Below are 19,871 nucleotides of genomic sequence, written 5' to 3' on the forward strand. Positions count from 1 at the left end.
ATGGATTCTTTAACACAAGTTGCATTAGGCAGTGCCGTAGGCTACGCGGTACTAGGCAATAAAGTAGGTAGAAAAGCCGTTGCGTGGGGCGCTATTTTAGGCACTTTACCCGATCTAGATGTATTTTTACCCTATGGCGGCAGTGTAGAGGCATTTACCTATCATCGCGGTTTTAGCCATTCTTTATTTGTGCATTTATTAATAAGCCCGCTGATTGTGTGGCTAATATTAAAAATACACACAGGCATGCAGGCTTATAAAGCTCGTTGGTTTTGGTTAGTTTTTTTGTGCTTATCAACACATGCTTTATTAGATTCACTCACCGTTTATGGTACTCAGCTAATGTGGCCCTTAAGTGAATACCCTTTTGCGGTATCCAGCATGTTTATTATTGACCCCCTTTACACCTTACCGTAATTAATTGGTTTAGCTTTTACTTTATTACCTAAAATAAGCACAAGTAAAGCCTATAAAATCAATGCAATTACACTTAGCCTAAGCACAGCGTATTTATGCCTTGCCTTTGTGTTTAAACTCAATATTGACGACAAGGTAAAAACAGCACTGAACAATCGCGATATTGACGCAACCGGCTATATTAGTACGCCTGCCCCGCTCACTACTTTACTTTGGCGTGTAGTAGTGATGTCTGACGGTCACTACTACGAGGGTTATGCCTCCGTGTTTGACTCGCCCAGTGATGTAACCTTAAATGCCTACAATACAACACCGTCTTTAATTAAGCCTATTGACAACCAATGGGGCATACAAAGACTACAATGGTTTACAAAAGGGTTTTATTCTATTCGCCAGCAAACCGATAACGTGATTTTGTCAGATTTAAGAATGGGTATGGAATGCCAATACGTATTTAACTTTGTGGTGGGTGAGCAAGCTGACTCGGGTATTAAAGTGGGTAGCTTTGAGCGACTCTCTCAGCGTCCTAGTTTTAGCAATGCCAGTAATATTTGGCATCGAATATGGCAACCCGAAGTCTCGCTGGCATCTCCATTGGCTAAAAATAACTGCTCGTTGCCATAATTAAGGGTTAAGCAAGCACTGCTTGTAAAAAGAGCCAAACAACATTGTTGCTTAATCACTCGAATAGGGTCTGTTGACCTTTCAAGGTTATATTTGCAGCAGTCTGTTTGGTATTTAGGCAAGGCAGAGCCTATGTAGTGTGGTTATTCCCCATAAATAAGCGATAACGCAGCATCAATGCCAAACAGGGGCAGCCCGAAGGGTTCTGCCTAGGGGCAATTTGCTCTTTGTTGCTCGGTTTTTACTTAGCCCACTAGGTTACAAACCTCGCGTCACGATTAAACCGCCCCTAGTTTGAACAAATTTTAATCCGCAAAGGTCAACAGACCCTAGTAACATGAATCAAGAATGCATGTAAGTGGTGTTTTTGCCGTTTGCCTTAGCCTGATAAACAGCGTTATCAGCATGCTTAAACAGCTCAGTAAACGTGCTGTTACTATCACTCATACATGCACCTACACTGACTGTTAGCCCTTCACTGCCCACTTTAATTTCAGCAATTAATTGGTGTAGTCTTTGGCAAAATATTAAGGTATCTGCTCTATGGGTGTCGGGCAGCATAATTAAAAACTCTTCCCCACCATAGCGTGCAACTAAATCAGTTTGTCTGCTTATTTTTTTAAGACATTGGCCTAGTTCTTTTAGCACCCTGTCGCCCTCTAAATGACCATAGGTATCGTTGATCTGTTTAAAATCATCAATATCAATCACTAATAGTGCAACTGAGCGGTGTGTTCTTTTTGCTTGTTCGAGTAATAAAACACTGCGGTAATCCATTTCACGCCTGTTTAATAGCGATGTTAGCTCATCGGTAGACGCTAAAGATTGCAAGCGCTCAGTTTGTGCTTCTAGCTTTTCCCGTGTTTTTATCAACTCATCGTAGAGTTTATCTCGCTGCGTAGCATTAAAAAAGCTCCAGTATATAAACCCCTTTTCGTCAAGCTGAGCATTAACGGTAACCGCCATTCGCTCCCCCTGAGCACTGAGCATAATTAACTGCATTTCTTGGCATTTTTTTTCGTGTATTAAGGTAGGAAGCACATAACTTTGTAAAAATATTTTTGAAGATTTAGTTAGGATTTTGTCAATATACTTGCCAATAAGTTCATTGCAATGCCAGTGTAGTTCCTTTTTAAAATAAGTATTTACATAAACAATTACGTTATCCGCATTGGTCACCAATGCGCCACTTAAAAAGTAATCAGCAGAGTAATCTGTAACTCTATTATCATCTAATTGATGCAGTGGCATTAAGGTTAACTCACAAAGTCAATAATCGAACGGCCGACTGTTTCTGGGTGAGTCATATGAATACAATGACCATGTGCGCTTATAACTTGGAGCGTAGCGTTAGGTATTTCATTTGCGACAAATTCGCCTACAGATGGCGCGGCTAAAGCATCATGTTCACTTTGTAAAACTAATGACGGCTGTTTTATATGTTTAAGCGTCGCGCGATAATCAGATAAAAAAGTGGCTTCTGCAAAGGTTTTTGCAATCAATGGGTCGGTTGAACAAAAGCTCCCCGATAACTCGGCTATAAACTCATCAGGGTGAGAACTACCCATAACTAAAGGTGCTAAATAATTGGCCCAGCCAATGTAATTTTTATCCATCAGGTTAAGTAGTTCATGCAAGTCTTGTTTTTCAAACCCGCCAAAATAATCAGGGGGTAAATTTAAAAAGCACGGTGAAGGACAAACCATAACAAGCTGAGTAAATAACTCTGGCTGCTCAATGGCGGCAAGTGCCCCAATTGTTGCGCTAACAGAGTGACCTATAAAAGTCACATCGCTAAGATCAAGTGCGTCACATATCTCAAGTACATCTTTGGCATAGCCATCAAGGGTTGAATAACGCTTTTTGTTGTATTGAGAAATATCAGACTTACCAGAGCCTACATAATCAAACAGCACTAAAGTAAAATGTTGCTCAAGCACTGGAGTAACAAACCGCCACATATTTTGGTCACAACCAAATCCGTGAGCCAAAACCAAGGTTTTATCACCCTTGCCAATTATTTTGACGTTGTTTCTTTTGCGTATTTCATTTAAGTGCGGCATTAGAATGATCCTTTTCTTTGTTCACCCAATAAAAGTAGTATATTTATTAAACATAGTGAGGACTACTGTTTATATAAATAAGTTTAACTCATTGCAAAGCTTTATACATCAATTAGTTAGATGAAAAATCATCAAGAGAAAAAGTACATGCTATTGTATTAAAAAGTGTGATTATTTATTTTGCTTAGGGATAAAAACACACACTTTTGTTAACATTAAATTACATCTTTAGCAGCCGGCATCATCTTAAATAAAATGGCTATTACAACCAAACGGATTAGTTCTGGTGCTCGTACTGCCCACGATAAACTTCAAATACTTTTAATACGGTGTGTTGCTCTTTTGAAAGCGCGTCAAACCAATCGTCAAATAATTCATCATCTTCTTGTTCGCTTAATGCTAAATAATGAGCAAGTAATTCAATGATGTCGTTATGAGAACACCCTAACGAATCAACTTGTTTAGCCAATATACTGTGGTCACGCTCTCTGAGAGTATCCATGACTCCTTGGTCGATTTGGTCTTGTTGTGCCTGAGCGTCACTCATAAAACTACCTCTATTAACGTTATTAAATTTTTATTATTTTTGTTCGCTGAGTCTAGTTATAGCAGCCTAAATACTAATAGCCAGTACTTTTGATCTAAGTGCTTATTTTTTGACTAGTTTGTGCAAATACGCAGCAATTACACTGCGTTTAAGGCTATTTAAAATGATTTGCAAAGGGAAAATAAATACGTTAAATTAAATGATATACTATCACATAACACTAAAGGCATTTTATGAAGCCCAATATTCACCCTGATTACCATGTGGTTGCTTTTCATGATACTGCAGCTGATTCTTACTTTATTATTGGTTCAACCATTAAAACCAATCGCACTATAGAAATTGAGGGTAAAACATATCCTTATGTTCCTATTGATGTCTCAAGTGACTCACATCCATTTTATACAGGCAAACAAAAAACGCTCGCTACTGATGGACGCGTTGCGCAATTTAATCGTCGGTTTAAAAACCTCTCTACAGCTAAAAAGGAAAGCAAATGAAAGTTTTAAGTTCATTAAAAAGTGCAAAACAACGACCAGGTTGTCAAATTGTAAAGCGCAAAGGGCGAGTATTCGTGATATGTAAAGATAACCCTAGATTTAAAGCTGTGCAGGGTATGAAGAAAAAGTAGCAAGATAAAATAATGCCGAGTTTATACTCGGCATTATTATTAGGGTCTGTTTATTTAACTACAACAGAAAACTCAGGCACTGCTTGAATAACCTTTTTCACGGTACATGTATTCACCGCAGCAATCAGCGCTTTTTTATATTTAGCTGGGAAACCTTCTGGCAAGCCAATTTCGATTGAAAAAAGCTTCTTACCGTTTTCATCTACATTTTCGTTATTTTGTGTCAGTGTCATCCCCTCGGTCGAGATCTCTCTTTGCTGACAAAATTTACGCGCATAAAAACCAGCACACAACACCATGCTTACTAAAAAATAGTCAAACGGTTCTGGATGTTCTGCATCACCACCAGCGTTTATGCTTTGGGCGCTTATAACTTCATGCTCACCAAACTTAGCACTTAATTTTTGACCATCTAACATTGAAACCGAAATTTCCATTACTAATCCTTATTTTCCAAACAATAATTCAAAAAAGCCTGGAGGCTCGTGTAATTCGTGATATTTTTTGCGCAAATTATCAATCGCCTTAAGTGGTTTTTTTGCCGACTCAAGCCCCTGCTCGTTCGCTACTTTTTTGGCTAACTGGGCTTGAATCAGCACCTTATCTAACCCTTGCACCGACTTTTCAGCTTCTTTATAAAACTTGGCTTGCTTACTTTGCTCTATCAATTTAATAAATTCATCGATAGCGCCATTAAATTCTGCTAACTGGGTTGCTTCAACACTTTGTTTATAAGCAAGCCCAATGTTTTTCATGGTCTTTTCTAAGTCGCTCATTTCATTTGCGGCAACTGTTTGACTAAATATTAATACCATTAACAACAAAACTGCTTTCATTAATACATCCTAAAAAATAATTGTTGCATACATACTAAACTTACTGAGGTATTATATAGCATAACGCCTAGATGTCACACGGAGCACTTGCACAAGGATAAAGTTGGGCTTTAAAAAGTTTACAGAGAAATGTATGTCCTTGTTTAAATTATACCGCCTGCTAACGTTTACCTGCATTCTGTTGAGTAGTTATAGTGCTCATGCCCTAGAAGTCATATTTATTAACCCTGGTTTTTCTAATACTGAAAATGCACAAAACAACACAGGAAACTTTTGGTTTGATGTTTCTAAAATCATGCAAAATGCAGCCACTGATTTAGATGTTACATTAACGACAAAATACGCAAACCGAAATCATATTTTAATGAAAGAGCTTATTCAGCAGGCTATAAATGATAAGCCCGATTATCTGATCCTCGTAAACGAAAAAAATGTTACCAGTAAGTACCTCTCTAAAATAGACAGTAAACATGTCCCTATTTACTTTTTATTAAATCGCCCCTCGCCTGCGTCACTCGATATGTTACGTAAAAATGGCACTAACATAGTCGGTAGTATTACCCCAAATAATCGCGTTGCAGGTAAATCATTGATGCAGCAGCTTTATAAAAAGTTTACCAATAAAACAACAACTAGCGCACATATATTGGCGTTATTAGGCGACTATGCAACGCCTGCTTCTATTATGCGCACTCAAGGGTTAATGGATTTTTTAGCGCAAACGCCGCAAGTTACTTTAATCGCTAAAGAGGTTGCCAATTGGTCTGAACAAGAAGGGTTTACAAAAACTTTGGCGTATATGCATCAAGCTCCTGAAATTAACATTATTTGGTGTGCGAATGATGCCATTGCTTTTGGCGCAAAAAGGGCATTAAAACAGCTAAACATGCAATCTCAGGTTATTGTGGGCGGTATTAACTGGGAGGTTCCACCTAATAATGGTTCAGAGCTTGATGTATCTATAGGAGGTCATGTTTTGTTAGGTGCTTATGCTCTGGTTAATCTGTTCGACAACCATACGCAACCAAAACTTAGTCCTTTGCTTCATCGTTCAGCTGATATTTTTGACCCACTTACTGATGAAAACACCCCCTTATATAAGGCGATAAATACAACAGGTCTAGCAGAAATAAACTTTATACAGTTTAGTAAAACACGCGCTGACTGGCATAAATTTACCATAGAAAATCTACTTTTAGCGCTTAAGCAATAGCACTGTAAAGCCCCTTTACAGTGCGGTTACTTTATTTAAAACTCTGAATGTAATTGTTTGCGTTATTTATGCCTTATTAGATAGCCAAAGCGTTTGATAGGGTGCTAACTGCATGGTTTGTAACGCGTCATCGAGTGTTGTATTAGAAATTAGCTCAACCCATTGCTGGGTATTTATTAAGTTTAAGTCGGCTAAGGTTAAGCTTTGTGGCTGACTGCTAATATTATAAACACAAAAAATACTTTGTTGGCGGTCTATACTTTGTCGCCAAAAACCAAATAACCCCTCTCCTAAGTGCAAAGTAAATTGTGTAGCATTAGGATGGAATGCAGCTTGTCTTTTACGCACTGATAATAACTGTTTTATTCCCTTGAACACCTGGTGATGGTGGCTGTATTTTTCTTCAATAGCCGCTAATAATTTTGATTCTTGCCAGCGATGACGATTAATTGCGCGATTGTGCTGCGAATTTTCAAAACGCTCATAGTCATTAGTTGTACCAAGTAAACTATGTATATATAGCCCCGGTATTCCTTCCATTGCAAACATAATGGCATGGGCACACAAAAAACGCTCAAGCCCATATTTATCTGCGCCATTGTGCGTCCCTTGTAAGGCATCAAATAAGGCAATATTTAGCTCATAAGGGGTATGCGTGCCATCGTGACTAGTGCGCATTGAAACACGTCCCCCAAATTGCATGGTCGTGCTTACTAACGAAGCAACTTCACTCGGTTGTAATAAGCCTTCAATTGGCCTCAAACCAATACCATCATGAGAGGCTATAAAATTAAAATATGCGGTACCGTTTTGCGCTGGCGGCATGCTCATCATCCAGTGCTTAAGCGCCGTACTATCACCACTAAGTAAGGTATGCAATAACAACGGCGGCAAAGCAAAGTTATAAATTGCATGCGCTTCGTTGGCATTACCAAAGTAAGATAGGTTTTCTTGATTAGGAATATTGGTTTCGGTAATAATCACCACACTGGGCTCAGCATGCTCAATCAGCGTTCGCAGTAAACGCACCACTTCATGAGTTTGTGGCAAGTTTATACAACTGGTGTTGAGTTTTTTCCATAAAAAGGCCACAGCATCAAGGCGAAATAGGCGAATACAGTTATCTAAATAGTGGCGAATAATGCCAACAAACTCTTTTAAAACCTCAGGGTTTTCAAAATTAAAATCCACCTGATCATGACTAAATGTACACCATACATGCTTATCACCGCTTGCTGTGGCTACCGTATGTAATAATGGCGAGGTTCGTGGGCGCACTACTTGGCTTAAATCATCAGTTAAACTGGCTGTTTTAAAGTAGTCTTTCCCTGGGTGAGTATCGGTTAAAAAGTTTTCAAACCAAAGGCTTCGGCTAGAACAATGATTAATCACTAAATCAGCCATTAACTTTACATCGTTGGCAATCGCATTTATGTCTTGCCAGTCACCAAGCGCTTCATTAACTTGCGCATAGTTCATTACCGCAAATCCTTCATCTGAGCTGTACGGATAAAAAGGTAAAATATGCAGTGCATTAAGCTGGTGATCGCACTGCTCTTTTATAAAGCGATGCAAAGTTTTTAACGGCGCCTCTAGGGGAGTTCCAACTGCTAACTCACTGTCTTCATGATTTATAATAGAATCGCCATAGGCAATTAAAACAATATCTTGTTCATCCCAGCGATTAGTGTGCGGCGTGGGATCGCGAAGTGGGTTATTACCTAGTATCAAGGTGATTAATTCTTCAGCCAACTCAGCTACCGACATAGGTAACTCAACCCCTTGATAAATAGTATGTAAATGTTGTTCGACTCGTTGAAAAAACTGTTCCCTAATTATGTCCACAGGCGCCTCGTTTAAGTATACCAATTTAACTGTATTGTTCGTTATCAAGCTCAACGGCTTCTTTTAATCGATCTAGTACATCGGGCATCGCCGAAGCTACACGGTTCCAACTCGGCACAAATGGCGCTTCCATTGGGTTTTCTAAAAAGTGTTGGCCAGCATTCATAATATTTTGTGCAAACATTTCTACCGCTTTTTCTTCTTGGTGAATATCAAGTGTTAAGCCGTTCATTAACGCATCATTATGATAGGTTTCAATAAAGTCTAAACCAATGCGGTAATAAGTCGCTTTTAATGAGCGAATGGTCTCGCTGGTAAAGGTAACCCCCTGGGTCGCTAGCTTTCTAAATAACGCTTTGGTTATATCAATAGACATTTTAGAAAGGCCAGCAGTTTGGTCGTCCAGCGATAATTCTTGGTGTTTATGATCGTAGTTATCGGCAATATCAACTTGGCATAAGCGGTTATGGGAGTAATTACGGTACATCTCGCTTAATACGCCAATTTCTAATCCCCAGTCACTAGGAATACGAATATCGTTTAATACATCGCGTCTAAACGAAAATTCACCGGCTAATGGGTAACGAAACGAGTCCATATACTCAAGGTAGTCTCTGCTGCCTAATATGGTTTTAAACGAGCGTAATAACGGAGTAACCAGTAAACGCGATACTCGACCATTTATTTTTCCATTGGCAGTACGCGGGTAAAAGCCTTTACAAAATTCATAGTTAAATCGAGGATGTGCAACGGGATAAATTAATCGCGCTAATAAGCCTCGGTCATAAGTTAAAATATCGCAATCATGTAGTGCTATTGACTCAACCTCCGCGGTAGCGAGTTTATAGCCCATGCAATACCACACATTACGGCCTTTACCGAGCTCGCGTGGCGCCACACCTAAAGCTTGAAGCTCTTTATCGAGCGCCTGCAAACGTGGGCCATCGTTCCACAACACTTTATGGTTTTGATCAAGCGATTTAAAAAAGTTCAATGCATAGCGATACTGGCTTTCGTCGGCTCTGTCTAAGCCTATAGTTATTTGCGATAAATACGGTACTTGTTGCAGCTCTTTAACAATATTTTGTAAAGCAGGGCCTTCTAACTCACTAAATAATGAAGGCAATATAAGCCCCATTGGTCGCTGTTTACTAAAGCCAAGTAACTCTTTTTCTAAATCGTCTACGGGTCTATTGGCAATGTTATGTAGTGTTGTAATAATGCCATTTTGATAAAAATCAGCCATGTAAACTATACTCCTCAGAACTGGGTAAAATACTGTTAATACAAGGTAGTGCTGTAATTTCTTCAACCCAGCCTAGCGGTGCCGGCAATTGAGAATAGCGCGCTTTGTTATAGGTTAATTTAACTGGCTTTTTACTCTCTGGATTGGTAATGATGATGGCGATATCAGCCTCTTCTAGCATTTGCTTATCGTTTTCACTATCCCCTAGCGCAATAATGCTCAGCGCTTTAGTAAACTGCGTATTAAACTGCTGCACTAACCATTGCTGAGCCATGCTTTTATCGGTATTTTTTCCAATGTGAACAAAGCGCCCGCCTACTTTAACCTCGTAGCCATATACTGATATCGCATTGATAAATTCATTTAGTTGCTGCTCATCGCCATGCCAGTAGAGCGGATCTGAGTATTGACGGGTTTGTGCTTGCGTTGCTTGTAGCTGGTTTAATCCTGTCATTTTCATTACCTGCTCACTGGTCAGCTCACTAAACAAACTATATTGGTCGCCGTAGTCTTTTTTTAAGCGTTTTAAATCAGTCCATAAATTGCTAATGGGTGCAGCAAACGAGTAACACCAGTAGCCTTGGTATTCGCTGCAGCCAATTGGCCTGAGATTAAAATAATTTTTAGGAATATAAACAGCCGAGCCATTTTCAACAATGAAAGGCTGTGTAATATTAAGCGCTTGTTGCAGTGCCACTACTTCACTAAATGTTTTGCTGGTATTAAATACCACAGGTACACCGCTGTATTGCAGCTCTTGTAATAAGGTATCTACCGCATCGGTGTTGTAATCTCTGTGATTGAGTAATGTGCCATCTAAATCGGTAAAAATGATAGGTTGTACAATACTATCGCTTGTAAGCACCATCGCAGTTACATCTCGATTACTATCGAGCTCTATAAGTGCATTTGCTTTAGCACTAAGGGTGTTGAGGTTTTCACGCGTGATGCGTTCAAAATGAGAAATAAACCACAATAACTGCTCATCAGTCATAGTGCCTGCGCCCTGCCCTTGTTTGGCAATTAACTTGTGTTCTTGCTCTTGGCGCCACGCAAACACATCATCAAAACTCGGGGCTTTGAGCATAATTGTGTAATCGATTTTATCAAAAACGGTTTTATATTCATTGGCTAAACAGCTGTTAATACAGCGACGCCATAACCCTTGTTGATCGTATGATTTTTCTAGCTCGTTAATAGGCTCAACTAAAGTAAAAGGCTGCTGTGGTTCACTGGCTACACACCACCCTTCTAAAATAACAACATCGATCGGCTGACTATTAGTTAACCATTTATTTTTTGCTACGGGTTCATCTTGTTGCTTATCAAAACGCGGCAGCGGTACATTTACTTCAGTATTTAATAAACGGCTAATGGTGTTATCCATCAGCGCAACATCATGTGTACCCGGAACGCCTCTAGTGGCGAATAAACAATGCACATCTTGCGCTAACTGTTGGCGTTTTTGAGTTGATAAATAAAAGTCATCAATAGAAAGCGCAACACAGTTTAGGTGGGTATTTTGGCTAAACCAAGTTACTAAATAATCACCAAGTGTGGTTTTTCCTGAGCCTTGGCAGCCATTAATTGCGACAAATATAGGGGCTGTTTTTTTACTGGTTAGAATGTCCTGCGCAATAGCAGAAAAATACTGCTCGCTAATATACTGATATTTCAATGGCAGTTGGTGTTTTACTAAAAAAGCATTTATATCCACACTCTTGGTCTCCATATAACAATCCCTGAGTCAACTATAGGGTATGACTAAGGAAATGCAGTTACTAGACCAATATTATTTATTGTTACTTTTTAGTAGGTTAAAAAAAAAGCGCATTTAAAATGCGCTTTTTTGGTGCAATATTTTTAACCACAGTGCAAACTTAACTCTGGTTGCTCTGTGCTTTGGGTAATACTAAGTTTAATACTATGCCTAAAATAGCACATAAGCTCACACCTTCTAGGCTGAACTCACTACTACCTATGTACATACCACCAATACCACAAATTAAAATAAGTGCCACAATACTTAAATTACGCGGTTCACTTAAGTCATCGCCCGATTTAACTAAGGTGTTTAAACCAATAACCGCAATAGAGCCAAATAATAAAATCATTATTCCGCCCATTACTGGCACCGGAATGGTTTGCAAACTAGCGCCCATTTTAGCAACAAATGCTAAGCAAATTGCGATAATGGCAGTCCACATCATTACTTTAGGGTTAAAGTTTTTAGTAAGCATTACCGCACCGGTTACCTCTGAGTAAGTGGTGTTCGGTGGGCCGCCAAATAAGGATGCGGCAGACGTGGCTAAACCATCACCAAATAAGGTGCGATGTAGTCCTGGTTTTTTCAAATAGTCTTTTTTTGTAACTTGGCTAATTGCCATCATGTCGCCAATGTGTTCAATAGCAGGCGCAATTGCCACCGGCACCATAAATAATATGGCTTGCCATTTAAACTCTGGTAACACAAAGTTTGGCACAGCTAACCACTGCGCATTACTTACGGCTTCAAATTGCACTATACCCATAAATAACGATAGCGTGTAACCGGCAACAACACCGGCTAAAATAGGTATTAATTTAAATACCCCTTTACCCCACACGGCAAACACTAAAGTAACGAGCAATGAGAACATAGAGATAATAATAGCGCTGTCGTAGGCAATAATTTGTGTGCCACCATCGCCACTTTTACCCATGGCCATATTAACCGCCGCAGGCGCAAGCGCTAGACCAATTACCATAATCACTGGGCCTACCACAATTGGCGGCAAAATTTTATGTAAGGTTTTTGTACCTTTAAACTTCACCAATAAACTTAATAGCATATAAGTAAAGCCCGCCGCCATTAAACCACCCATCGTGGCCGGTATGCCCCACATTTGCACTGAGGCAATAATGGGTGCAATAAACGCAAATGACGACGCTAAAAAGATAGGCACTTGGCCTTTAGTCACAAATTGAAACAACAAAGTACCTAAACCAGCGGTAAACAACGCAACGCTAGGATCTAGGCCGGTTAAAATAGGCACTAGTACCAACGCACCAAATGCAACAAACAGCATTTGGGCACCGGTTAGAATAGTTTTTATAGAAAATGTAGAATTATTTTGCACTGCTAAACCTTAGTAAACCGTACCAAAAATTTTGTCACCTGCATCGCCAAGCCCTGGGATAATGTAGCCTTTTTCATTTAAATGGCTATCAACTGAGGCAGTAAAAATCTCTACATCTGGGTGAGCGGCTAATGTTTTTTCAACGCCCTCAGGTGCAGCAACCAGTACGATTACTTTAATGTCTTTACAGCCTGCTTTTTTAAGCATATCAATGGTGGCGATCATAGAACCACCAGTAGCCAGCATTGGGTCAATCACTAAGCTTAAACGCTCATCAATATTACCCACTAGTTTTTCAAAGTAGGGTACTGGCTCAAGCGTTTCTTCGTTGCGCTCTAAACCCACTACACTCACTTTAGCCGCAGGGAGTAATGACATTACGCCGTCCATCATCCCAAGGCCCGCACGTAAAATTGGCACCACGGTAATTTTTTTACCCTTAATGTGCTCAACTTTAAGTTTATTACCGTCCCAACCTGTAATTTCGTTATCTTCTAATTCTAGGTTTTTAGTGGCTTCGTAAGTTAATAATGTGCCCACTTCTGAACACAACTCGCGAAAACTTTTCGTGCTAATTCCATGCGCGCGCATTAAACCTAACTTATGTTGAACAAGGGGATGAGAAATAACGTGAATAGCCATAGTAATAAACCTAGTGATAAAAAATTTGACGTATTTTATATTAAAACAGGCCGTTTGACTGTTAATTTTAGTCTTGATTTTATAGTTCGTGCCAAAATATTTAATTTAGCCACAACTATAAAGATTTTTGTGTTTATGAGTTGTTACTCGCTAACCAATTATTTACCTGATCATGCATGTAGCTGTTAACTTTTTTGTGCTCGGGGCTCCACCCAAGTAAAAACCGATAAAAGTCTGCCCATGCCACTGGCCATAAATGAGCCCATTGTGTAACAACATCATCAGCATTAATGTGTGGTTGATAGTCACTCAGAGCTTGCTTCAATTGGCTAAAATAATAATCAAGGTAGCTCTGTGCGTGTTTATGAAGCTCAGATTCATCCATACAACTGGTCATAAAATACATTACATCGACCACCCCAACACCCGCACCCACATATTGGAAATCGTAACCGCGTATATTGCCTTGGCTATTAGCGGCAAAATTAGCAAGCTTGGCATCACCATGAATTAATGTTTTATAATTACACTGCTTTAATGCGCCGTTTAACAGAGATGCAGCCTGTTTAATATCGGACTTTTCAGGTAAGTTATTAAATTCATCAGGACGTGTACCCAAATGCCAATAGCTTCCTTGCGCCCATAAACCATCAAACTTTGTATTTAAATGAAAGGCATGAAAATGTGCCAACCACTTTAATATGGCTTTTATATCCTCGGTGGTTGCTTGGCTGTACCCCTGCTTTGAAAAATCTTTAAACACCAAGGCAAACTCATCGCCCTTGTTGATTGCTTTAATGCATTCAATACTTGCTGCTTGCTTAGGCAATTTATGGCTAAATTGCTGATAAAACGTATATTCAACGTGGTAAGAGTCACGCTTTCTATTAAGTGCAAAGTTGCTTTGTTTAATTTTAGGGTGATTAATGTGATCGGGTACTTTAATCGCTTTAATAACACAGGCTTGCTCATCAAGTTGGCACTTCACAATTTGACCACAGCCACTCCAAAGTGAGGTTAGGGTTTCGCCAATAGCTATACGTTCAAAATACGGGGTAAGTAATGGAAGATAAAAAGACATAGCCATATTAGGTTGCTAAATTTTAGTTAGTTTAACATTAGACGGTGTTTTAAATAAAAGCTCTTAATAAAAACGCCCTTCGCGCACAACATGAAATACACTGTTAATAGCAAAACTAACCTGCCGTTTTCTTGCAATTGCTAGGCACATCCTGCTTGTTATTTATATTACCTAAAGCATGGTTTGAAAACATTGAAAGTACAAAGTTTAAGATGGGTGTCTGTTTTACTTTCTTTTAGTACTTGTAGGTGCTTAGCACCAATTGAACCAATATAAAATAACACCCCAAAGACGCTAATATCAATTAGTAGTTTTTGAATATCAAAAGCATCTGAAAATATAGAATACTCAAAAGAGAACAAATAAAATAAACCCTTTGACACGAAATACGCAGTTAAGAAAGGGATCAAAAAATTAAGTAAGGATTTGCTTGAATGATTAATTTCCATATTTATATCTCCATTATTGATTTAATTAACTCAGCTAAAAAAAACAGCTAACGCTCTGTTAAGGGATGAGCAGCTCTTGGCTATACTTGAGCGAAACTAAACTACCAAGCGTTGGAATCACTCTTAAATACTCTGTTAGCTTTGTACTCCAAGCTCGTGTATTAGTTTCTTTCTGCACTTTTCGACAGAATCAATAGCTGACGAATAACCTGAGACTGCTGATTCTAAAATTGCTTCGTCAGGATCATTACTGAGAGCAAGTTCCATACTAGATAGCATACCTATAGATTGAGATAAGTCTGACAAAGCTTGCTTTGCAACTGAAGTAAGGTAAAGACCGTGAACCATTTTAACTTTATCTATAGCGACGCGATAATAATGAAAATATCGATTGTCGGCTAAAGTGTCGACATTACTCCAGACGTAATGTTCATTTGGTGATCGTTCTGCGAGTTGTTTCCAACTGTATAGATGAATTTCTACGAGTAACTCATCAATTGCAGTCAGCGCGTCCAAACTCTTAGATTTAAATGACTGACGTAGAGCACCTTTCACATTTAGTTCCGTCTTGATCTTTTCAAGTTCAACAGCATGCTGACGTTTAATAGATTCTACTTGGTCTGTAATCTGCCCAATATCTTCTTTTGTCGCTAAGTTTTTGGCTTTTTCAGATAGATACTTGGGAAAGTAGTTTCTAATAAGAAAGCCACAGATGGATATGGATACCACCACAACAATGTTTAAGATTAACACTAAATCTTCCAATTGACCTCCAAAGAACATAACGCCCTGTTAAGGTGTGAGCAACGCAATATAAAGCCGCCGCATACCACCTTAAACACTAAAACCAACGCATAGTAAAAATGCCATGCGTTGCGAATCACTCTTAAACAGTTTGTTATATTTACATTCGATCAAAGATAGATCCCATATCAGGACTGAACAGCTTGTGATACAACTTAGTAGCATAACTATCGGTCATACCTGAAATATAGTCACATATTACTCGTTTTTTATTCGTTGTATCTAGATACTTTTTATAAGTAGATGTAGGAAGTAAACGTTTGGGATTTTCTTGAAGAACTTCAAACAAACTAAGAACCATTTGTTGCCCTTTATACTCTAGAGTTTGAACTTCTGGTCTTTTTATTACATTCTTGAATACGAACTTCTTTAATAGTTTAAGTAATGATTTTGCTTCGTCAGACATTTTCACCTGATATTTAAGCAATGGCGTTTCAAACTCGGTCTTTTCGTATACCTCAATGCTAGGTATAAAATAACCAATTAACTTACTAATTGCATGCTTGCGGTCTTTATTCGATTCTGAAAATAGCTTTTCATTAAAGAAATCAATATCATTATATATGACATTGCCACTTCCCATCTTTGTTATAACTTCATCATTCCATTGTTTAAAAGTAACTAACTTTAGAGCCAATGCATCTTCTAAGTCATGAACGCCATAAGAAATGTCATCAGCCAATTCCATTATTGATGTGTCAAAACCTTTAAACTGTGCTTTAGAAACACCATCCTCTTTTTCTGTTAGTGTTCGAAATAGCAATTGATCATTTTCAGGAATTCCATCAAGAATCCAATTTAAAGTATCACTATCATCATCATGGATACATTTGGGTGGTTTATAGCCATCAATATTAATCTTAGTTTTACAACCACATATGCTGGAGTAATCAGCCACTTCTTTATGTAATACTGGATATTTTAGTAGCCCCAACATTGTTCTACGAGTTAGGTCTAAACCACAATCTGGCGAGTACTCACCTAGTTTACTAACAATTCTTAATGTTTGCCCATTACCTTCAAAACCACCTTGATCGTTCATATAGAAGTTCAGAGCGACTTCTCCGCCATGTCCAAATGGAGGATGGCCTATATCGTGAGCTAAACAAATTGCTTCAATCTGGCTTAGTGTTGGAATCCACTCAAGGTAATCTTCTCTATCTTTATACTTTTCTCGTAAGTGCTCACAAATTCCAGAGCCAATCTGGGCGACTTCTAATGAATGAGTTAGTCGTGTTCTGTAAAAGTCACTTTCACCGATTCCTAAAACTTGCGTCTTTGACTGTAATCTCCTAAATGAAGAGGAATGAATGATTCTAGCCCTATCTCTTTGAGCCTGACTATCATCCGTATTTGAATTAAATGGCTTTGCTTCGTAACCATCTAAATAACTGCGTCTTGCTTGCCACATATATAAAATCCTTCTGTAAATATAACGCCCTGCTAAGCAGATGAATGGTTGGCTATAATCGCGAAGCGATGGCCAACTGCTTTTATTCTATTTAAGCAACTTATTATACGCTCTCAATGAATTGAACCATCTTTTTCCAAGATGGCACGTCAAGGGAGTTATCATAATATTTCAATAAAAACTCAAATGCAGGAAGTGGTGAATAATCTATCTCAACATTAAAGTGTTTAAATATATCCCCAACTAATATTTCGAGGTCATCTTTTGTCATGATGTGACACATATTATTTTGTTGTAATAACGGGCGAGCATAACATTGATAATCGATGAGGTAATTATGCCCACCACCTGAAAATAGATTCTTTATCCCAACACTCTCTTCCCATTTTTGATTTCTATTGAGCATCTGCCCCGTAATTTTCTTTTGAAAGTTACAATCCGAATTCAAAAGTTCCAACATAAGCTCGCAATGTTTATTGATTACTTGTGTAATGCCATCAAATATTACTGATTTTTCAATATCGATTGCTTTTTCCATGAACACACGATATACAAGTTCCTTTATTACTGTTGGGTTAGAAAGTAAAGACCCTTCAATTGTATATTCCCCCCATATAAAGCTTGGCAACTTAATTTTTGTATTCAATTGAGTAACAAGCTTAACTCGTTGATCACTTGTCATGTAATCAGCATCGATTATTGAAATAGATTTGTCCCATAAGTTATGCCCATTAGCAATGACTTGAAAAAATCCTTTATAATGATTGATACAGTCTATAAATGTATCTAAGCCATTCAGCGACCAAAAAACATAATCATCAAGAGTCTTATTTGATACCTTTTCATATATATTTCTGATATATAAAGCATCATCTTCACCTTCAACGAAAACAATTTTTTTAGCTTCTAAACAATCTAGTATATCTAGAGAGTCACTATTTCCAAGTGCTTTTATAACCTTTGATTTACCTGATGGTTGAATTCCTACTTTCAAGCTAACTGGGTTATTCTCAGTTATTGGCTTAATTTCTAATTCAGTCAGCCCATCACCTGAGTTACTTATGTGAAATATGTTTTTAGGCTGAGTTGCCCTAATTAAACTTTCATTATGGGTTGTTAAAAATACTTGTGCCTTTAGTGAGTTTCTAACTAACACATCTATTAATCTTTTTTGGATATCTCTGTGTATATGCGAATCAGGTTCATCTAACATAATAAGGTTAAGATCGGACCGGTCCTCATGAATTGCTAGCATTAACTCAATTATTTGCAGAGTACCACTGCCCAGTAGAGAGATATCCTTCGCTGTATCTTGATTTCCAAAATCAACATTAACACTAACCTTTACATCACTATATATATTTCCAATAACCTCAAAGGATACTGAATGCTCTGACTCAAATAGTATGTACGAAACATCATTCTCAAAACTTGAGAAATTTTGGCTGTTTTGTAATTTCGCAATCCTGTTTCTTAATACTAAAAATGATTTCCTAGAGAGAATCTGTTGAATTACTTGAGGTGGAGTAACATACTTTTCATCGGAAACAAGTGCGGCGACAGGTGATGCATAAATGGCAGAGAACGGTGTAGGTAAACTTAAGTTTGAGTTGAAAGTTTCAAAATCGAAATTGTCATGATTATCTATATATATTAGATAATTACCACCATTTGCTTGTCTGATCCGAATTGGAATTACAAGCTCAAAATCTTGACCAATTAATTTAACAGATATCACAATTTGATTATTTTTATCCATTTCATAAAAAATATCTTCATATCTTGAAGTACGGACAGAGGTTATTGAACGATGATCGATATAATTATTATTTTTTTTACCTAAACGAAAATCTCCCAAATGAATTTTGTTCTGCTTATCCGCTTTTTTTGCTTTCACAATAAGAGTTCTAAAGCATTCGTTCCAAAGTGCTAAGGCTTCAAGAATAGTTGTTTTTCCAGCATTATTTGTACCAGTAAATACATTCAACTCTTTATTTAGTTTAATTCTTACTTTTCTTAGGGTTTTAAAATTATCAATATATATTTCACTAAAAAACATAATTTTCCAAAAAAATTCCGAGAGTTGAGTTGAATACCATGATGCTAACGATTAGCGTATAACAACTTTATCAAAGGACACTTTCCTCTTTTTATGAGCAATTCATGTCCCCTTAATTATTTTTAATATTAATTACAAATCATGTAACTCATTGCCAGCTTTAAACTTTTAGGCAAGCTGTTCTTTTATTAATACGGTGCAGAAAAGAGGAAAGCGTCCTCATTTCTTGGCTTTGGAAGAAAACACAAAAATACCACGCGTTGCGAATCTGCTTAAATTGTTTGTTATGTTCGAAGTTTAACTGCTGTGCCAAACACTAATATTTCTGATGCACCATCAGTAACTGAGCTAGTTGTAAATCGTATTCCTACTATTGCATCGGCATTTAACTTTTTTGCATCTTCTATTAATCGTTCTACCGCTATATTTCGAGCTTCCATCAACATCTCGGTATAGCCTTTGAGTTCGCCGCCCACAATTCCTTTTAAACCAGCCATGATATCTCGACCAACATGCTTAGACTGAACCATGTTACCATTGACTATGCCCAATACAGCTTCGATTTCCTTGCCTGGAACAGTTTCCGTTGTCGTATAAATCATAATTTTTCCCTAAAACATAACAGCTCATTAAACACCACTTTGGGAGTTATAACCCTCAAAACAGCGTATATTATATACGCTCAATAATTCCACTAAACAACTCTAATGTAAACAAGTAATTACGTAGCTTATTTACCACCCATTGTTAAAATACACTAAAACAACGTTTAATAATGTTCTGTACCATCAAATTAGTCGTCATTATCTCTGAGCTTGAATTACACCCATAAAAAAGTCCCGCTTGATGTTACTCAAGCAGGACTCCACACTAATTTTGTATCA

Annotated in this window: 18 protein-coding genes and 1 pseudogene; 4 read left to right on the top strand and 15 right to left on the bottom strand. The window is 38.0% G+C overall.

The features are described 5' to 3' along the window. Nucleotides 1-1,041 (top strand): annotated as a pseudogene (locus tag ACNSN3_RS18665) (metal-dependent hydrolase). A 342-nt stretch (nt 1,042-1,383) separates the two neighbouring features. Here the strand turns inward: ACNSN3_RS18665 and ACNSN3_RS18670 are convergent. The 3 genes from ACNSN3_RS18670 to ACNSN3_RS18680 all read right to left on the bottom strand — a co-directional run bounded on the left by ACNSN3_RS18670 (nt 1,384) and on the right by ACNSN3_RS18680 (nt 3,651). After that, entirely contained in the window at nt 1,384-2,292 is a 909-nt protein-coding gene (locus ACNSN3_RS18670; RefSeq protein ID WP_008463850.1) for a GGDEF domain-containing protein, read from the bottom strand. Nucleotides 2,293-2,297: 5 nt separating this feature from the next. Continuing rightward, nucleotides 2,298-3,104 carry an alpha/beta fold hydrolase gene (locus ACNSN3_RS18675; protein WP_054201220.1) on the bottom strand — a complete coding sequence of 269 codons (807 nt, stop codon included), beginning with the start codon at nt 3,102-3,104 and terminating at the stop codon, nt 2,298-2,300. Nucleotides 3,105-3,381: 277 nt separating this feature from the next. Continuing rightward, on the bottom strand, nt 3,382-3,651 hold the full coding sequence (locus ACNSN3_RS18680) for a hypothetical protein (protein WP_010388978.1): 270 nt from the start codon (nt 3,649-3,651) through the stop codon (nt 3,382-3,384). 233 nt (nt 3,652-3,884) lie between these two features. Between ACNSN3_RS18680 and ACNSN3_RS18685 the strand changes: the two genes are divergently transcribed. Together ACNSN3_RS18685 and ykgO are read left to right on the top strand one after the other, a co-directional pair. Further along, a complete protein-coding gene (locus ACNSN3_RS18685; RefSeq protein ID WP_008463845.1) occupies nt 3,885-4,151 on the top strand; it encodes a type B 50S ribosomal protein L31 in 267 nt (88 codons plus the stop codon). Then, nucleotides 4,148-4,282 carry a type B 50S ribosomal protein L36 gene (gene ykgO, locus ACNSN3_RS18690; protein WP_004586489.1) on the top strand — a complete coding sequence of 45 codons (135 nt, stop codon included), beginning with the start codon at nt 4,148-4,150 and terminating at the stop codon, nt 4,280-4,282. Before ACNSN3_RS18685 ends, ykgO begins: the two co-directional genes overlap by 4 nt. A gap of 50 nt (nt 4,283-4,332) precedes the next feature. Here ykgO and ACNSN3_RS18695 read toward each other — a convergent pair whose 3' ends face one another. After that, a complete protein-coding gene (locus ACNSN3_RS18695; RefSeq protein ID WP_418609420.1) occupies nt 4,333-4,719 on the bottom strand; it encodes an OsmC family protein in 387 nt (128 codons plus the stop codon). 9 nt (nt 4,720-4,728) lie between these two features. Continuing rightward, nucleotides 4,729-5,118 (bottom strand): cytochrome b562, encoded by a 390-nt coding sequence (locus ACNSN3_RS18700; RefSeq protein ID WP_054201221.1) that lies wholly within the window; start codon nt 5,116-5,118, stop codon nt 4,729-4,731. Nucleotides 5,119-5,251: 133 nt separating this feature from the next. On the opposite strand from ACNSN3_RS18700, the gene ACNSN3_RS18705 reads away from it, so the two are divergent. Then, nucleotides 5,252-6,331 carry an ABC transporter substrate-binding protein gene (locus ACNSN3_RS18705; RefSeq protein WP_418609422.1) on the top strand — a complete coding sequence of 360 codons (1,080 nt, stop codon included), beginning with the start codon at nt 5,252-5,254 and terminating at the stop codon, nt 6,329-6,331. 66 nt (nt 6,332-6,397) lie between these two features. On the opposite strand, the gene ACNSN3_RS18710 is transcribed toward ACNSN3_RS18705, so the two are convergent. The 10 genes from ACNSN3_RS18710 to ACNSN3_RS18755 form a co-directional block, all read right to left on the bottom strand. After that, nucleotides 6,398-8,176 carry an alpha-amylase family glycosyl hydrolase gene (locus ACNSN3_RS18710; RefSeq protein ID WP_418609423.1) on the bottom strand — a complete coding sequence of 593 codons (1,779 nt, stop codon included), beginning with the start codon at nt 8,174-8,176 and terminating at the stop codon, nt 6,398-6,400. 25 nt (nt 8,177-8,201) lie between these two features. Then, nucleotides 8,202-9,422 carry a hypothetical protein gene (locus ACNSN3_RS18715; protein ID WP_008115311.1) on the bottom strand — a complete coding sequence of 407 codons (1,221 nt, stop codon included), beginning with the start codon at nt 9,420-9,422 and terminating at the stop codon, nt 8,202-8,204. Continuing rightward, the gene (locus tag ACNSN3_RS18720; RefSeq protein ID WP_109874905.1) at nt 9,415-11,154 is read right to left on the bottom strand and encodes an HAD-IIB family hydrolase; all 1,740 of its coding nucleotides are present in this window, start codon (nt 11,152-11,154) and stop codon (nt 9,415-9,417) included. The genes ACNSN3_RS18715 and ACNSN3_RS18720 overlap by 8 nt, the downstream gene beginning before the upstream one ends. A gap of 148 nt (nt 11,155-11,302) precedes the next feature. Continuing rightward, entirely contained in the window at nt 11,303-12,541 is a 1,239-nt protein-coding gene (locus tag ACNSN3_RS18725) for a uracil-xanthine permease family protein (protein ID WP_055011979.1), read from the bottom strand. A 9-nt stretch (nt 12,542-12,550) separates the two neighbouring features. Continuing rightward, nucleotides 12,551-13,183, bottom strand: coding sequence for a uracil phosphoribosyltransferase (upp, locus tag ACNSN3_RS18730; RefSeq protein WP_372860345.1), 633 nt, complete (start codon nt 13,181-13,183; stop codon nt 12,551-12,553). A gap of 133 nt (nt 13,184-13,316) precedes the next feature. After that, nucleotides 13,317-14,264, bottom strand: coding sequence for a kinase (locus tag ACNSN3_RS18735; protein WP_418609848.1), 948 nt, complete (start codon nt 14,262-14,264; stop codon nt 13,317-13,319). Between the two features lie 584 nt (nt 14,265-14,848). Continuing rightward, nucleotides 14,849-15,478 (bottom strand): hypothetical protein, encoded by a 630-nt coding sequence (locus ACNSN3_RS18740; RefSeq protein WP_418609427.1) that lies wholly within the window; start codon nt 15,476-15,478, stop codon nt 14,849-14,851. 139 nt (nt 15,479-15,617) lie between these two features. Then, nucleotides 15,618-16,928: an anti-phage deoxyguanosine triphosphatase gene (locus ACNSN3_RS18745; RefSeq protein WP_418609429.1), complete on the bottom strand. Its 1,311-nt coding sequence runs from the start codon at nt 16,926-16,928 to the stop codon at nt 15,618-15,620. Nucleotides 16,929-17,031: 103 nt separating this feature from the next. Continuing rightward, a complete protein-coding gene (locus tag ACNSN3_RS18750) occupies nt 17,032-18,987 on the bottom strand; it encodes an ATP-dependent nuclease (protein WP_418609431.1) in 1,956 nt (651 codons plus the stop codon). Nucleotides 18,988-19,271: 284 nt separating this feature from the next. After that, on the bottom strand, nt 19,272-19,589 hold the full coding sequence (locus tag ACNSN3_RS18755; RefSeq protein ID WP_054201227.1) for a heavy metal-binding domain-containing protein: 318 nt from the start codon (nt 19,587-19,589) through the stop codon (nt 19,272-19,274). Between the last annotated feature and the right edge of the window lie 282 nt (nt 19,590-19,871).

Origin of the sequence: Pseudoalteromonas sp. US3C1004 (assembly GCF_048401065.1) — a bacterium.
In the GTDB taxonomy this organism is placed as follows: domain Bacteria; phylum Pseudomonadota; class Gammaproteobacteria; order Enterobacterales; family Alteromonadaceae; genus Pseudoalteromonas; species Pseudoalteromonas undina.

Coding starts and splice junctions, on each gene's coding strand:
- ACNSN3_RS18670 (WP_008463850.1), bottom strand. CDS start 2,292: ATGCCACTGCATCAATTAGATGATAATAGAGTTACAGATTACTCTGCT.
- ACNSN3_RS18675 (WP_054201220.1), bottom strand. CDS start 3,104: ATGCCGCACTTAAATGAAATACGCAAAAGAAACAACGTCAAAATAATT.
- ACNSN3_RS18680 (WP_010388978.1), bottom strand. CDS start 3,651: ATGAGTGACGCTCAGGCACAACAAGACCAAATCGACCAAGGAGTCATG.
- ACNSN3_RS18685 (WP_008463845.1), top strand. CDS start 3,885: ATGAAGCCCAATATTCACCCTGATTACCATGTGGTTGCTTTTCATGAT.
- ykgO (WP_004586489.1), top strand. CDS start 4,148: ATGAAAGTTTTAAGTTCATTAAAAAGTGCAAAACAACGACCAGGTTGT.
- ACNSN3_RS18695 (WP_418609420.1), bottom strand. CDS start 4,719: ATGGAAATTTCGGTTTCAATGTTAGATGGTCAAAAATTAAGTGCTAAG.
- ACNSN3_RS18700 (WP_054201221.1), bottom strand. CDS start 5,118: ATGAAAGCAGTTTTGTTGTTAATGGTATTAATATTTAGTCAAACAGTT.
- ACNSN3_RS18705 (WP_418609422.1), top strand. CDS start 5,252: ATGTCCTTGTTTAAATTATACCGCCTGCTAACGTTTACCTGCATTCTG.
- ACNSN3_RS18715 (WP_008115311.1), bottom strand. CDS start 9,422: ATGGCTGATTTTTATCAAAATGGCATTATTACAACACTACATAACATT.
- ACNSN3_RS18720 (WP_109874905.1), bottom strand. CDS start 11,154: ATGGAGACCAAGAGTGTGGATATAAATGCTTTTTTAGTAAAACACCAA.
- upp (WP_372860345.1), bottom strand. CDS start 13,183: ATGGCTATTCACGTTATTTCTCATCCCCTTGTTCAACATAAGTTAGGT.
- ACNSN3_RS18735 (WP_418609848.1), bottom strand. CDS start 14,264: ATGTCTTTTTATCTTCCATTACTTACCCCGTATTTTGAACGTATAGCT.
- ACNSN3_RS18745 (WP_418609429.1), bottom strand. CDS start 16,928: ATGTGGCAAGCAAGACGCAGTTATTTAGATGGTTACGAAGCAAAGCCA.
- ACNSN3_RS18750 (WP_418609431.1), bottom strand. CDS start 18,987: ATGTTTTTTAGTGAAATATATATTGATAATTTTAAAACCCTAAGAAAA.
- ACNSN3_RS18755 (WP_054201227.1), bottom strand. CDS start 19,589: ATGATTTATACGACAACGGAAACTGTTCCAGGCAAGGAAATCGAAGCT.